14 protein-coding genes are annotated in these 13,019 nt (G+C 59.0%); 4 read left to right on the top strand and 10 right to left on the bottom strand.

Going from position 1 to position 13,019, the window contains the following annotated elements:
* Window positions 1-7 precede the first annotated feature (7 nt).
* A complete protein-coding gene (locus ACR0IU_RS19185; RefSeq protein ID WP_480717357.1) occupies window positions 8-1,171 on the top strand; it encodes a lytic murein transglycosylase in 1,164 nt (387 codons plus the stop codon).
* 89 nt (window positions 1,172-1,260) lie between these two features.
* Window positions 1,261-2,001, top strand: a complete 741-nt coding sequence (locus tag ACR0IU_RS19180; RefSeq protein ID WP_480717356.1) for a class I SAM-dependent methyltransferase — start codon at window positions 1,261-1,263, stop codon at window positions 1,999-2,001.
* Window positions 2,002-2,209: 208 nt separating this feature from the next.
* Here ACR0IU_RS19180 and ACR0IU_RS19175 read toward each other — a convergent pair whose 3' ends face one another.
* The 4 genes from ACR0IU_RS19175 to ACR0IU_RS19160 form a co-directional block, all read right to left on the bottom strand.
* The gene (locus ACR0IU_RS19175) at window positions 2,210-2,560 is read right to left on the bottom strand and encodes a hypothetical protein (RefSeq protein WP_480717355.1); all 351 of its coding nucleotides are present in this window, start codon (window positions 2,558-2,560) and stop codon (window positions 2,210-2,212) included.
* A 54-nt stretch (window positions 2,561-2,614) separates the two neighbouring features.
* Complete coding sequence (locus ACR0IU_RS19170) at window positions 2,615-6,070, bottom strand: chromosome segregation SMC family protein (protein ID WP_480717354.1); 3,456 nt, start codon at window positions 6,068-6,070, stop codon at window positions 2,615-2,617.
* 141 nt (window positions 6,071-6,211) lie between these two features.
* Complete coding sequence (locus ACR0IU_RS19165; protein WP_170781062.1) at window positions 6,212-6,607, bottom strand: hypothetical protein; 396 nt, start codon at window positions 6,605-6,607, stop codon at window positions 6,212-6,214.
* Between the two features lie 44 nt (window positions 6,608-6,651).
* Window positions 6,652-7,845 (bottom strand): aminotransferase-like domain-containing protein, encoded by a 1,194-nt coding sequence (locus tag ACR0IU_RS19160; RefSeq protein ID WP_480717353.1) that lies wholly within the window; start codon window positions 7,843-7,845, stop codon window positions 6,652-6,654.
* Between the two features lie 151 nt (window positions 7,846-7,996).
* Here ACR0IU_RS19160 and ACR0IU_RS19155 point away from each other — a divergent pair, with 151 nt between their 5' ends.
* Both ACR0IU_RS19155 and ACR0IU_RS19150 read left to right on the top strand, forming a co-directional pair.
* Window positions 7,997-8,767, top strand: coding sequence for an FCD domain-containing protein (locus ACR0IU_RS19155; RefSeq protein WP_170771059.1), 771 nt, complete (start codon window positions 7,997-7,999; stop codon window positions 8,765-8,767).
* Entirely contained in the window at window positions 8,767-9,255 is a 489-nt protein-coding gene (locus ACR0IU_RS19150) for a metal-dependent hydrolase (protein WP_480717352.1), read from the top strand. The genes ACR0IU_RS19155 and ACR0IU_RS19150 overlap by 1 nt, the downstream gene beginning before the upstream one ends.
* Window positions 9,256-9,321: 66 nt before the next feature.
* Here ACR0IU_RS19150 and ACR0IU_RS19145 read toward each other — a convergent pair whose 3' ends face one another.
* From ACR0IU_RS19145 to ACR0IU_RS19120, 6 genes are all read right to left on the bottom strand, one after another.
* The gene (locus ACR0IU_RS19145) at window positions 9,322-9,882 is read right to left on the bottom strand and encodes a F0F1 ATP synthase subunit B (protein ID WP_480717351.1); all 561 of its coding nucleotides are present in this window, start codon (window positions 9,880-9,882) and stop codon (window positions 9,322-9,324) included.
* Between the two features lie 5 nt (window positions 9,883-9,887).
* Window positions 9,888-10,439, bottom strand: a complete 552-nt coding sequence (locus tag ACR0IU_RS19140) for a F0F1 ATP synthase subunit B' (RefSeq protein WP_010437627.1) — start codon at window positions 10,437-10,439, stop codon at window positions 9,888-9,890.
* A gap of 86 nt (window positions 10,440-10,525) precedes the next feature.
* Window positions 10,526-10,750, bottom strand: coding sequence for a F0F1 ATP synthase subunit C (locus tag ACR0IU_RS19135; protein WP_005981269.1), 225 nt, complete (start codon window positions 10,748-10,750; stop codon window positions 10,526-10,528).
* Window positions 10,751-10,798: 48 nt separating this feature from the next.
* Entirely contained in the window at window positions 10,799-11,557 is a 759-nt protein-coding gene (locus tag ACR0IU_RS19130; RefSeq protein ID WP_010437618.1) for a F0F1 ATP synthase subunit A, read from the bottom strand.
* A gap of 2 nt (window positions 11,558-11,559) precedes the next feature.
* Window positions 11,560-11,892 (bottom strand): AtpZ/AtpI family protein, encoded by a 333-nt coding sequence (locus ACR0IU_RS19125; protein WP_480717350.1) that lies wholly within the window; start codon window positions 11,890-11,892, stop codon window positions 11,560-11,562.
* A 184-nt stretch (window positions 11,893-12,076) separates the two neighbouring features.
* Window positions 12,077-12,988 carry a DMT family transporter gene (locus ACR0IU_RS19120; protein WP_480717349.1) on the bottom strand — a complete coding sequence of 304 codons (912 nt, stop codon included), beginning with the start codon at window positions 12,986-12,988 and terminating at the stop codon, window positions 12,077-12,079.
* Between the last annotated feature and the right edge of the window lie 31 nt (window positions 12,989-13,019).

Raw genomic sequence — 13,019 nt, 5'->3', positions numbered from 1 at the left:
CAGCCTTATGCGTTTCCTTTCCGGCCTTATTGCCGCCGCCCTCTTCGCCTCGCCCGCCCTTGCCCAATGCGGCGGTGGGTTCAATGCCTTCGTCAAAGGGCTGAAAGCCGAAGCCATTCAGCAGGGTTTTGACAAATCCACCGTCAACAGCTTTTTCAATGGCGTGCAGCAGGACGGGGCCGTTCTGAAAGCCGACCGCGCGCAGGGCGTATTCCAAAAACCGTTCATCGACTTCTCGCGCCGCCTGATTTCACAAAACCGGATCGACCGGGGCAAGGCCATGTCAGGTAAGTACGATGCCATATTTGACCGTATCGAGCGTGAATACGGTGTCTCACGTGGTGTTCTGCTGGCGTTCTGGGCGTTCGAAACCGATTACGGCGCGTTTCAAGGGGATTTTAACACCCGCAACGCGCTGGTGACGCTGGCCCATGATTGCCGCCGCCCCGAGCTGTTCCGGCCGCAAATCTTCGCTGCCATCGAGCTGTATCAACGAGGCAATTTCGACCCGGCCCGCACCACCGGCGCATGGGCGGGCGAGATTGGCATGGTGCAGATGCTGCCGCGCGACATTCTGGAAAACGGCGTGGATGGGGACGGAGACGGCAAGGTTTCGCTAAAAACCTCGGCACCAGATGCACTGATGTCCGGGGCCAAGATGCTGTCACATCTGGGTTGGCAACCGCGTCAGCCATGGCTGCAGGAGGTCACCGTGCCCGCGCAGATGGATTGGTCGCTGTCCGGCCCCGGCAAGCCCCGCCCGGTGTCCGAATGGCAGGCTATGGGCGTGCAGGCGCGCAGCGGCACGCTAACTAACTTGCCCGCCTCGCTGATCCTGCCACAAGGTCACAAAGGGCCCGCCTTTCTGGCTTACCCGAATTTCGACGTCTATTTCGAATGGAACCAGAGCTTCGTTTACGTCCTGACCGCCGCCTACTTCGGCACTCGGTTGGAAGGCGGTCAGATCTATGACGCAGGCAATCCTGCACCTGGATTGTCCGGAACACAGATGAAGCAACTGCAGACCAAGCTACAGGCACGGGGTTATGACGTGGGCAAGATCGACGGAATTCTTGGTGCGGGGACGCGTGCAGCGGTGCAGGCCGAGCAACAGCGTTTGGGATTGTCCGCAGATGCATGGCCAACGGCTGAACTACTTGGTCAGCTATAAGTTCACCCCTCAGCATCATCTATCATTTGCGGCCAATTGGACATTTCACTAGGCTGGCCAAAGAACGCCAAAAACCCCGAGATCACTCCATGTCAATCGACGAACGCCGTAAACTGCTTGCCGATGTTCTGCGCCCATTTGACGTGGGTTACCCTTTAATCCGTATTGGTGCCTTTGGCGATGGCGGCTATCTTGTGCCCAATGATCTGATCGGTATCGAAGCCTGTTTTTCACCCGGCGTGTCTCAGCAATCGAGCTTTGAGCTTGATCTGGCCAAATGGGGTATCCCGTCTATTATGGCGGATGCGTCTGTGGAAGGGCCAGCCGAAGTGATCCCCGGCGCCAAGTTCTCAAAACAACATCTCGGCGCCCGCACCGAAGGTGACGTAATTTCGTTTGAGGACTGGATGGCGCAAGATGCTCCCGAGACCGGGGATTTGATGCTGCAGATGGATATCGAAGCAGCCGAATACCCGGTTTTTGGAGCCCTGCCCGCCGTGCTGCTCGACCGTTTCCGGATCATCGTGATCGAGCTGCACCGGATTCCGTCAATCATTACCAAGCCACGTTTTTTCGAGAAAGCGAAACCGCTTTATGAAATGATCGGCACCAAATTTACATGCGCACATCTCCATACTAACAATGCGTCAGGTTCCATGATCGTGGATGGAATCGAGTTCCCCAGGGTCATTGAAGTCACATTCCTTCGGAATGATCGGGTAAAATCACGCCGCCCAATAATTGCTTTGCCCCATCCTCTGGATGTGCCCCATCACTCCAAACGGCCCGAGATCGATGTGCCGGTAGAATGGTTGAATCAACCCGGGTGAACTGGAGTTCTCATTGAGTTTTCAACTTATTGATGTGCATGGGTCTGATATATCCTCTTTAAGTTCCAAATAAATTGGCGTGATGCAGCCACGAAATCGAACCGACTTAACCACCACAACAACAGGACGAAACTAGAAGCACTGACGCCCTCATGTCATTCAAAACGAAAAACACTGCCGACGTTCGCATAATCCCCTTGTATCCGGGCTATTCTGACCGCACTGGATATCGGTCACCTTTCTCGTCGATCAGGATCAACCGTTCCCCACTGCGAACATACAGATCGCACCGGCTGAATCCGTTGCGATAGGCGATGCAGACGCTGCCATCCTGGGCGATGGAATACGTGCCAAAGGCGGAATCTCCGCTGGCGTAGGTGTAGGAATAGGCCCCTCCGGCCGAAAATTTGGATTGGCCGTCATCGTAGAAGGTTAATGTGCGACCTGCCAGCGCCTCAAGTTCCTGAGGCGACAATGGGATGTCGCCGGGCTTGGTGGGCCAGTCGGCAGCCCAGAGGGGATTGGCCGCCAGCAATGCGAGAATGAAGTATCGGATCATGATGCCAGCCTAACCTCATATGCGGGCGATGGCTCATAACGTTGCGGTGATCGTTCAGGCGACCATCTGCTCGGCCTTTTTCAGATCGACCGAGACCAGCTGACTGACGCCCTGTTCCTGCATCGTCACGCCGAACAGCCGGTCCATCCGTGCCATGGTCACCGCGTGGTGGGTGATGATCAGGAAGCGCGTATCGGTCTGACGGCACATTTCGTCCAGCAAGTCGCAGAAGCGGGTGACGTTGGCGTCATCCAGCGGCGCGTCGACCTCGTCAAGCACACAGATCGGGGCCGGGTTTGCGAGGAAGACGCCAAAGATCAGCGCCGTTGCCGTCAGGGTCTGTTCCCCGCCCGACAGCAGGCTGAGGGTCGAGAGTTTCTTGCCCGGTGGCTGGCACATGATCTCAAGACCCGCATCCAGCGGATCGTCGCTTTCGACCATGACCAGATTGGCCTCACCGCCGCCGAAGAGGTGCTTGAACAGCATCGCGAAGTTCGAGTTCACCTGTTCAAATGCGGTCAGCAGACGTTCGCGCCCTTCGCGGTTGAGACTGGCGATACCGCTGCGCAGGGCTTTGATGGCCTCTTCCAGATCACCTTTTTCGCCATTCAGCGTATCGAATTCTTCCTGAACCTCTTTGCTGTCTTCTTCGGCGCGCAGGTTCACCGCGCCCATCGCGTCGCGCTGGCGTTTGTGGCGATTGACCTCGGCCTCAAGCGCGTCGGCGGCGGGCATCTGGTCGGGGTTCACGTCCAGTTGGTTGAGCAACTGGTTTGGTGTCAGTTGCTGATCCTCAGCAATCCGCTCCGCCGCTGCGACCACGCTCTCCTTGGCCGCATCACAACGCGCCTCTGCCGCCGCGCGGGTCTCGCGCGCTTCGGAGGCCAGACGTTCGGCCTCGCGCTCGGCAAGAACCACCTCGCGCTGCGCTGTCTCGGCTTCCGCCAGCTTATCAGCGGCCTCGGCCCGGCGGGCTTCGGCAGTTTCGATCAACTCGTTCAGTTCTTCCCGCGCCTCAGCGATTTCACCGGGGGCGGCCATGGCCTCGGTCAGTTCCTCTTCCGAGCTTTCCTTGCGCTCGGCCAGTTCGGAAATCCGCTTCTCAGCCGTTTCCAACCGGTGCCGCCAACCGCTGAGGTCCTTGGTGACCTCCTGCGAACGCCGGGTCCGAGCCTCACCTTCACGACGCAACTCGTCATGGGACGAGCGGTGGGTCAGCATGGTGATCCGTGCCGCCTCGACCGTCTGTTTGATGTCCTCGACCTGCGCGCGAGCGCTGTCTAGGTCACCCAGTCCGGTCAGCGCGCCCTCAGCCTCGCGCAGTTGCGCGCGGGCAGACATTGCATCTTCCTTATGGCGGTCAACAGCCAGTGTTAGTGTTTCCAGCTTGCCCTGTGCCAGATTGCGATCCGCCTCAGCTCGGCTGAGCTGACGTGCGGATTCGGCCATGCGCTGATCAGCGGATCGACGGGCTTCGCGGGCACGGCGATCAGCTTCGGTGACGTCCGCCAGTTGCTGCGAAAGGGCTTCGTGCGCGGCACGTGCACCATCGGCTTGCGCCTCGGTGCGGGTCAGTTCCTGTTTCAGCGCTTCCAGCTTGTTGAGCTGTTCCAGCCGCAGGGCGGCGGCGCTTGGCGCGTCCTCGGCCCATGCGCGGAACCCGTCCCAGCGCCACAGGTCGCCCGAGCGCGAGACCAGCCGTTGCCCGGGCTTCAGCGAGGCCTGGAGCCGCGCGCCTTGATCAGCATCGACCAGACCGATCTGCGCGATCCGGCGGCTGAGCCGGTCGGGACCGGACACATGCAAGGCCAGAGGCTCTGCTCCGTCCGGCAAGGCTTGATCGCTGTCATAGCCCGCCACCTGCACCCAACCTGACGGCCCGTCACCTTCGACCAACGGAGCACGCAGATCGTCAGCCAGTGCTGCCCCCAGCGCTTTTTCATATCCCGTTTTCACACGCAACAAATCCAGCACCTGCCCACCTTCAGCCGTGTCGCGTTCGACGAGTTTCGCCAGAGCGGTAGTCTCGGCCCGGATCGCACCCAGCTCACCCTCGGCCTCGGAGCGTTGCGCGCGCGCCTCGGCCTCACGCGCCTGCGTGTCATTGCGCAGCTCGTCGGCAGCAGCCAGCGCTTCTTCGGCGGCCTCAGCAGCTTCGCGAGCTTCTTCTTCGCCCTCCTGCGCCGTCTCGAAGGCCTCGCTGGCGCGGGACAGGGCATTGCGCGCTTCGTCCACGGCGGCGCGGGCTTTTTCCTCTTCGCCCTCGGACCGGGCCAGGGTTTTGCGGCTGTCCTCGACAAGACGCTGCGCCGATTGATGGCGGGCGACCAGGCGGGCCATATCCTCGGTCTCCTGCGACAGGTGATCTTCGCGGTCCTGTAGTACTGACGCGGCCTCGCGCGCAACTTCTGCAGCATCGGCGACCTTTTCGTCATAGCCGTCTGCGGCTTTGGCAAGCTCGCGGGCCTCCCATTCCAGCCGTTCGATCATCTCACCCGCATCCCGGTTCAGGCCGGATTCGCGTTCGATGTCGTTCCCCAACTGCTGGATTCGGTTGGTCAGAGTCTCGATCGTCTGGCGCGCGCGGGTTTCCTGATCCGAGAGCTGATCGCGCTGCACTTGCTGACGTTGCAGGACGGCGGCGGCGATGGCCTCTTCCTCGCGCAGGGGGGGCAGGGTTTCCTCGATCTCAGCGCGTTTGGCAGCGGATTCGCGCGCGGATGCCTCAGCGCGGGAGGCTTCGGTGATCCGGTCGCGTAGCTTTTCCTCGGCCGCCTGACGGGCCATGTCGGCCTCTTTCCAACGGCGATAGAGCAGCATCCCTTCGGCCTGACGCAACAGCTCGCCGATCTCACGATAACGCGCAGCCTGACGGGCCTGACGGGCGAGTTGCGCCAACTGCCCGCCCAATTGTTCCAGCACGTCATCCACGCGGGTCAGGTTGGCCTCGGTGCCTTTCAGTTTCAGTTCGGCCTCGTGGCGGCGTTGATAGAGGCCTGAGATGCCCGCAGCCTCTTCCAGAATGCGGCGGCGCGCGCGGGGCTTGGCGTTGATCAACTCAGCAATGCGGTTCTGCCCCACCAGCGCAGGCGAATGCGCACCGGTCGAAGCGTCGGCGAACAGCATCTGCACGTCGCGGGCGCGCACGTCCTTGCCGTTGGTCTTGTAGGCACTGCCCACATCGCGGGTGATGCGGCGGACGATCTCCAACTGGTCGCTGTCGTTGAAGCCGGATGGCGCCAAACGTTCCGAGTTGTCCATCGTCAGGACCACCTCGGCAAAGTTACGCGCAGGCCGAGTGGCAGCGCCCGCAAAGATCACATCCTCCATCGCGCCACCGCGCATGGATTTGGGACGGTTTTCACCCATCACCCAGCGCAACGCTTCCAGAAGGTTGGATTTGCCACAGCCATTGGGACCGACGACTCCGGTCAACCCGTCCGCGATGATCAGATCGGTCGGGTCCACGAAGCTTTTGAAGCCGGTCAGTTTGAGTTTGCTAAAGCGCAATGGCTGCTCTTGGTGTGATTCCTATGGTTAGGAAGTCTGCGCAACGGATGGGGGAGGTGTCAACGTGATTGCGCAGGATATGGGATGATTGGCCGAGTTATCCACAATATCTTGGCAAGACTACGCAGGGTTTCGCGTATCTTAATACGGCGAACATTCGAAGACCTGATATCCATAGTCTTCGTAATAGCCATAATCGACGCATTCATAAGGGCGGCGTAGGAGCGCTCCGAAAATCAGCTTTTCCCCCAGTTCCTTGTCGCAGCCCAGCACGCCCACAGTTACGGCCGCGTCGCCCAGAACGTCCAGAAGCGGACAGCCCGAGACCTGCGCCATCGCCAGCGCGGCCCGGTCGCGGATTGGACCAAGGCGCGGGGCGTATTGCGGGTTTATGCGGACGGCTTCGGCCAGTTCGTTGCGGACGCGGACGTCAAACACGCTGCCATTCACCGAGATGCGCGTCGCGGGCAACTCGCGAAAATAAGGCGTGCCGCCCGAACAGGCAGCCAGCAGCAGTAAGGCAAGCAGACGGATCATACCGCCGTTCTTGCGGCAATATGGTTAATGAATCCTTTCCCAGATCAGGCGCGCAGCACCTCTCCCAACCGGCGAATACCTTCGCGGATCGTATCCTCATCGGAATTGGAAAAGCTCAGCCGGATCGTGTTGGCCCCGGTGTCATCAGGGTAGAACGCCTGACCCGGGACAAAGGCCAACTTGACGGTTTCAAGCGCCCGGGCCAGCAGGTCAGCCCCGTTCACCCCTTTGGGCAAGGTGACCCATATGAACATGCCGCCCTCGGGCCGGGTCCATTCCACACCATCGGGCATATGCTGGGCCAACGCCTCCAACATCGCATCGCGGCGGGCGGCATAGGTGCGGCGCAACATCGGAACGTGGCTTTCGAAACAATCCCGCGCCACCTGATACACAGCCATCTGGTTGATAGTCGAGGAATGCAGGTCTGCGGCCTGCTTGAGCAGCACCATTTGCGAGATTACAGGTTTCGCACCTACCACCCAGCCAACACGCAGACCGGGTGACAGGGTTTTCGAGAAACTACCACAATAGATCGTGCGGCAGTTTTCGATTGATCCCTTGCGGGCCTGTTCCAGCGCCATGATTGGGGGGATCGGGTCGCCATCATAGCGCAGCGCCTGATAGGCCCCATCCTCGATCACGGCGCAGTCTAATTCCTCGGCCAGATCCAACAGCGCTTCCCTGCCCCGCAGGTCAACGGTCTCACCTGTCGGGTTGGCGAAATCAGCGGAGAGATAGGCGAACTTGATCGGACTGCCATCCGGCACTTCTCGGTACTCAGCCGCACCACGATTGCCGTTGACACTGAGCTGATCAAAGCGTGGCTCGTAAGCGTCAAAGGCATTCAGCGCGCCCAGATAAGTGGGCCAGCCGACGAGCGCGGTATCGCCCGGCGATAGAAACAGCTTACCCAGATAGTCTAGTGCCTGCTGCGAGCCCGAGGTGATCAGGATATTGTCGATGTCGCACTCCACACCTATCCCGCGCATATGGTCAGCCAGCCATTCGCGTAGGGGCGCATAGCCCTCGCTGACAGAGTATTGCAGGGCCTGCGCCTGTTGATCCGGGCTTAGCGCATTCTGGAACGCCTCGGCAAAGGCCTCAGCCGGGAACAGGTTCGGGTCAGGGATACCGCCTGCGAACGAAATGATACCGGGCTCGCCCAGAAGCTTCAGTAATTCGCGGATTTCGGATGCTTTCATTCGGGATGCGCGGGTGGCGTAGAGCTGATCCATCGTTGCGGGCCTCCTCCGCCCTTAGGTCGCAGACTAGGCAATGCACCTCTTATGTCAATAATACTGACCCAATGTTTCAAGCTCTGTGAGCGGCTTGAACGCGCCTCGCAATCATGGTCAAGTGAGTTGACCAATTTCAGATGTTAGCCACATGCCCTTTCAAAAAGTTCAGACCGAAAAACTGTCTCTGGCCGTGGTGCGCCAGATTGAGTTGTTGATCTTGCGCGGCATCCTGCGCCCCGGCGAGCGCCTACCCTCGGAAAGGGAGCTGGCCGAGCGGATGGGCGTGTCGCGCCCCTCTCTGCGCGAGGCGATCGCTGATCTGCAGGATCAGGGATTGCTGACCGCCAAGGCCGGGTCAGGCATCTATGTGGCCGAGGTTCTGGGCTCGGCCTTCTCGCCCGCTTTGATCCGGTTGTTCGGCAATCACGACGAGGCGGTGTTCGACTATCTCTCGTTCCGGCGCGATATGGAGGGGCTGGCCGCCGAGCGCGCCGCGCGGATGGGATCTGACAGCGATCTGAAAGTGGTGCAGACCATACTGGACAAGATGGAAACCGCCCACGCGCGTAACGCTGCCGAAGAAGAGGCGCATCTGGACGCCCAGTTTCACATGGCCATCATCGAGGCCAGCCATAATGTGGTGATGCTGCATATGATGCGGTCGATGTTCGATCTGCTGCGGCAGGGTGTTTTTTACAATCGCCGGATCATGTTTCAGCAGCGCACCACGCGCGACGCCATTCTGGACCAGCACCGCGCCATCAACGCCGCCCTACAAGACCGCGACCCAAAGGGCGCGCGCCGGGCGGTCGAGGACCATCTGAATTTTGTCAAAAGCTGCATGGCCGATCAGCAGAAGGCCCTGCACAATGAAGAAATCGCGCAGCAGCGACTGAAGCACGAGACCGGCGAGGTCTAATGTTTATAGGACATTTACCGGGCGCTTACTTGATCTTCCGAACGACCGCACCGAACCTGGGCAAGCTTGCATTTACAGCTGCGATGATCGGAGCCGTGGCGCCAGACATAGACATATTCTGGTTTTATCTTATCGATGATCGCGGGCACCATCATCATTCCTACCTGACGCACCGACCAATCATCTGGGCGAGCATTCTGCTTTTAGGTCTCCTGATCCGACAATGGCGTCTACAAATCGGAACCTTTCTGACCTTCCTGGGCGCGGGCGGGTTGGTTCACATGTTATTGGATTCGATCACGGGTGAGGTTGCGTGGCTCTGGCCGTTCTCCGACGCAACGCATCCGCTGGTCGTAGTGCAAGCGACGCACTCTCATTGGATATTGTCTTTTCTCAACCATTGGACTTTCAAGGTTGAGATCCTGATTACCGTGATCGCTCTAATTGTTTTTGTCGTGACCTGGCGCAGATCAAAGCGCAGTCCCTAGCAACAAAACAAAAAAACCCGAGCGCTACGCGGCCCTCGGGTTTTTCAATTCATATGATCCGGGCGATCAGTGGAGCTTTTCACCCACATCCGCGATGGATGCGTCGATAAGCTTGTTCGCCTGCGTGGCGGTCATTTGCTTGGCTAGAACGGCTTTCGCTGCGGAAACTGCAACGGTGACGGCCTGATCGCGAACTTCCTTGACTGCTGAGGCCTCAGCCGATGCGATCTGATCCTGTGCAGCCGCCAGACGGCGTGTAATGGATTTCTCCAGATCGACCTTGGCTTGCTCAGCGGCCAATGCCGCGTCCTGCTTCGCCGCTTCGACGATGGCGTCGGCCTGTGTCTGCACTTCGCGCTGCTTGCGCTCATACGAGGCTAGCAGGCTACGCGCTTCTTCATGCAGGGCACGTGCTTCGTCCAGTTCGGACTGGATGCCTTCGGCACGTTTGTCCAATGCACCACCGATCATGCCGGGAACCTTGAAGTAGAACAGGACCGCGATGAAAACGATGAAGCCCAGCAGGACTACAAAGTCGGTGTTACCAAGCGAGAAGAACGGGCCGCTTGCAGCCAGCGCAGGGCTGGCGGCACCAACGGTCAGGATAAGGGCAAGAGTGTTACGCATGTCACTTATCCTTTCGTCTGTGCGTCTACTGCACCGTTAATGGCTTTGGCATCCGCCTCGCCGCCCAGTGCGGTGACCAGTTCAGCCGCCGTATCCTTGGCAACCACTTGAATGCTTTCCAGCGCACCGGCACGGATTTCGGCAATCGCCTTTTCCGATTCAGCCGCCTTTGCAGCGATTTCCGCGTCCGCCTTGGCAATCGCATCATCCAGACCAGACTGGATTTCCGCACGCGCTTCCGCTGCGATACGCTGTGCCTCAGAACGGGCATCGGCCAGCGCCTTGTTATAGGCCTCTTCGGCCTCGACCGCCTTGGCCTTCAGATCTTCGGCCGCAGCCAGGTCATTTGTAATGGTCCCCTGACGTTCCGCCAGGATTGCCGCGATGCGCGGCAGCGCCACGCGGGACAGGACCAGAAAGATGACGACCAGCGTAATGACCAGCCAGAAAATCTGGTTGGGGAACCAATCGAAGCAGAGCTGCGGCATCCCGATGGCAGAGCCATAGGAGTCGACGCACGAGCCGGCTACTTCTTCGGCAATAGGTTCTGTCGCCATGATATCCTCCGTCGGAACGTAGTCTTTACAACAGATGGGCCGCTATGGCTTGGGCCCATCTGCGCGTAAGGATCAGGTTCCGCAGATTATACGGCGAACATCAGCAGCAGCGAGACCAGGAATGCGAAGATCCCCAGGGCTTCTGCGAACGCGATACCGATGAACAGGGTTGCAGTCTGCGATGCAGCTGCCGAAGGATTGCGCAGGGCGCCGGCCAGGAAGTTGCCTGCAACGTTGCCCACCCCGATTGCGGCTGCGCCGGAACCGATTGCTGCCAGGCCTGCGCCGATGTGTGCGAGATCGCCTTCCATGATGTGTCTCCTTACGAATTGGAAGTTTCGATGTTGGGTGTTCGGACCTTAGTGCGACGGATGCAGTGCATCTTTCAGATAAACACAGGTCAGAATGGTGAATACGTAGGCCTGAATGAAGGCCACCAGGACCTCAAGACCATACATTGCGGTGATCGCAAGAACCGACACGGGCGAGATCACGGCAATCGCGGCGAAACCTGCGAAAACCTTGATAACCGCGTGGCCAGCCATGACGTTACCAGCAAGACGAATAGAGTGGCTGACGGGGCGTACAAAGTACGAAATCAGCTCGATGATCGCCAGGATCGGGCGCAGCGCCAAAGGCGCGCTGGAGACCCAGAACAGACCCAGGAACCCTGCACCGTTCTTGACAAAACCCAGAATGGTCACGGTCAGGAACACGGCCAAAGCCAGCGGGATGGTGACTGCAAAATGCGATGTGGTGGTGAACGAGGTCGGGATCAGGCCCAAGAAGTTCGCGGTTACGATGAACATGAACAAGGTCATGACATAGGGGAAGAACTTGACGCCTTCCTTGCCGCAAATGTCTTCAAGCATCTTGTAGATGAAGCCATAGGCCAGTTCTGCAATCGACTGCATGCGGCTTGGGACGATCGCGCGCTTGGACGTTGGCAGAACCAACAGAGCCACCACGGCCAATACGGCAAAGAACAGCCACAGAGTCACATTGGTGACCGTGAACATGCCAACCGCACCGTCGCCGAACAACGGCTTGACGATGAACTGGTCCATCGGGTGGAATACCAGGCTGCTGCCTTCTGCTGCGGTGGTCTCGGTCGCCACGTTCAGTCCCTCTCGTCCTTCTCGGCCGCATTTGCAGCCGTTTGTTTCTCTTGAACCTCTTTCGCGCTGCGGAGCATAACCTTCACGCCCGCGACAAGGCCCAGCAATGTAAATAGCACCAGAAAGATCGGGATCGTCCCGAGCAGGCTATCAAGCCCGTATCCGATGCCAAATCCGATCCCCAGACCGGATACCATTTCGATGACCATCCTCCAGGCAAGCTCACCCCCGGACACCTCAGCATCTGCGCGAGGCTTGGGCGCTTTGGCCTTTTTTGCCGCGTCGATCTTGGCCTCCAGCTGCGCCATACGCTGCTTTTGGTCATCATCGGTCACGGGCGTTTCCCTCGCACAGTCTTGGGTAGGGTGCTAAGGGTCTGAGGGCGCAGAGTCAACGCTGTTAACCGCCCGCCCAGAGCATCGTTAACCAATTGATTTATATAATATTAATCTACCTTCACTCAAATCATCCCATTCGTTAAAACAGGCCAAACGGGCGAATTGGGCGAATTCTGCATATTCAACCTTTCGGTTGATCTTTTCGAACTGCATCCCGCTGCCTGCGCCTGACGATCCGCCCGTCGATAAGCAAAAGCCCGACAAGAATTGCCCCCATGCCCAACAGGTGCTCGGGCCGAAGCGTCTCATTCAGCACCCATGTTCCCAGCACCAGCGCAGAGACCGGAGCGATCAGGGTGACCGTCGATATATTCGTTGGTCCCACTTTGGGAAGAAGCCAGTAGAATGCGATAAAGGCTGCGGAGGTCAGTACAAAGCCGATCATGGCCAGCGAAGCCCAGGTTTCGATCCGGGTGATATGGGGCACGCCTTCGCGCCACAAGGCTAGCGGAGCTATTGCCAGTGTCGCGCCCGTCAGGGCCAGCGCGACCAGAACAACCGGCGGCATTTCCCGGAAGGCGCGCGCGATGTTGACCGAAAAGGCATAGCAGACAGGGGCGCACAAGGTGAGAAGAATTGCCCAGAACTCGGATTTTGCGCCTGAGTTTAGCACCGGCAACGACAATACTACGATACCCGCAAAACCACAGACCACGCCCAGGGATTTCAATAGCGTCGCCCGCTCTCCTCCGGGCCAGAAATGCGATACAACAACCGCAAAAGCAGGCGTCGTGGCATTCACGATCCCTGCGACACCCGCGCCAATATGCTGTTGACCCAGGGCATAAAAGGCAAACGGTGCAGCATAGCTGAGCACGCCAAATCCCAGCAACCCGGCTGCACGACCGAAGGTCAGATTGACTTGCAAACGGGCGCCCAACACATAGACCCAGCACCCCAACGCACCAAAACCCACACGCCCCATCGATACCGACAGTGGCCCAAGCTCGCGCAGCAGAATGGCATTGAACATGAATGACATGCCCCAGCCGATGCCAAGTATGCAAATCACTAACCAGTATTTCAGTGCCATTCCCAAACCTTTTTTGTTTGCTGGCACCTTG

It is taken from the genome of Ruegeria sp. CL5 (assembly GCF_056536485.1).
Note: the sequence above shows the minus strand (reverse complement) of the source record. Positions and strands in the feature narration are given on the sequence as shown.

Bases quoted from the DNA above. Each gene is read 5' to 3' on its own strand.
- ACR0IU_RS19120 (WP_480717349.1), bottom strand. From the start codon at position 12,988: ATGGCACTGAAATACTGGTTAGTGATTTGCATACTTGGCATCGGCTGG.
- ACR0IU_RS19135 (WP_005981269.1), bottom strand. From the start codon at position 10,750: ATGGAAGGCGATCTCGCACACATCGGCGCAGGCCTGGCAGCAATCGGT.
- ACR0IU_RS19175 (WP_480717355.1), bottom strand. From the start codon at position 2,560: ATGATCCGATACTTCATTCTCGCATTGCTGGCGGCCAATCCCCTCTGG.
- ACR0IU_RS19145 (WP_480717351.1), bottom strand. From the start codon at position 9,882: ATGCGTAACACTCTTGCCCTTATCCTGACCGTTGGTGCCGCCAGCCCT.
- ACR0IU_RS19155 (WP_170771059.1), top strand. From the start codon at position 7,997: ATGCCCTTTCAAAAAGTTCAGACCGAAAAACTGTCTCTGGCCGTGGTG.
- ACR0IU_RS19165 (WP_170781062.1), bottom strand. From the start codon at position 6,607: ATGATCCGTCTGCTTGCCTTACTGCTGCTGGCTGCCTGTTCGGGCGGC.
- ACR0IU_RS19150 (WP_480717352.1), top strand. From the start codon at position 8,767: ATGTTTATAGGACATTTACCGGGCGCTTACTTGATCTTCCGAACGACC.
- ACR0IU_RS19180 (WP_480717356.1), top strand. From the start codon at position 1,261: ATGTCAATCGACGAACGCCGTAAACTGCTTGCCGATGTTCTGCGCCCA.
- ACR0IU_RS19160 (WP_480717353.1), bottom strand. From the start codon at position 7,845: ATGGATCAGCTCTACGCCACCCGCGCATCCCGAATGAAAGCATCCGAA.
- ACR0IU_RS19185 (WP_480717357.1), top strand. From the start codon at position 8: ATGCGTTTCCTTTCCGGCCTTATTGCCGCCGCCCTCTTCGCCTCGCCC.
- ACR0IU_RS19140 (WP_010437627.1), bottom strand. From the start codon at position 10,439: ATGGCGACAGAACCTATTGCCGAAGAAGTAGCCGGCTCGTGCGTCGAC.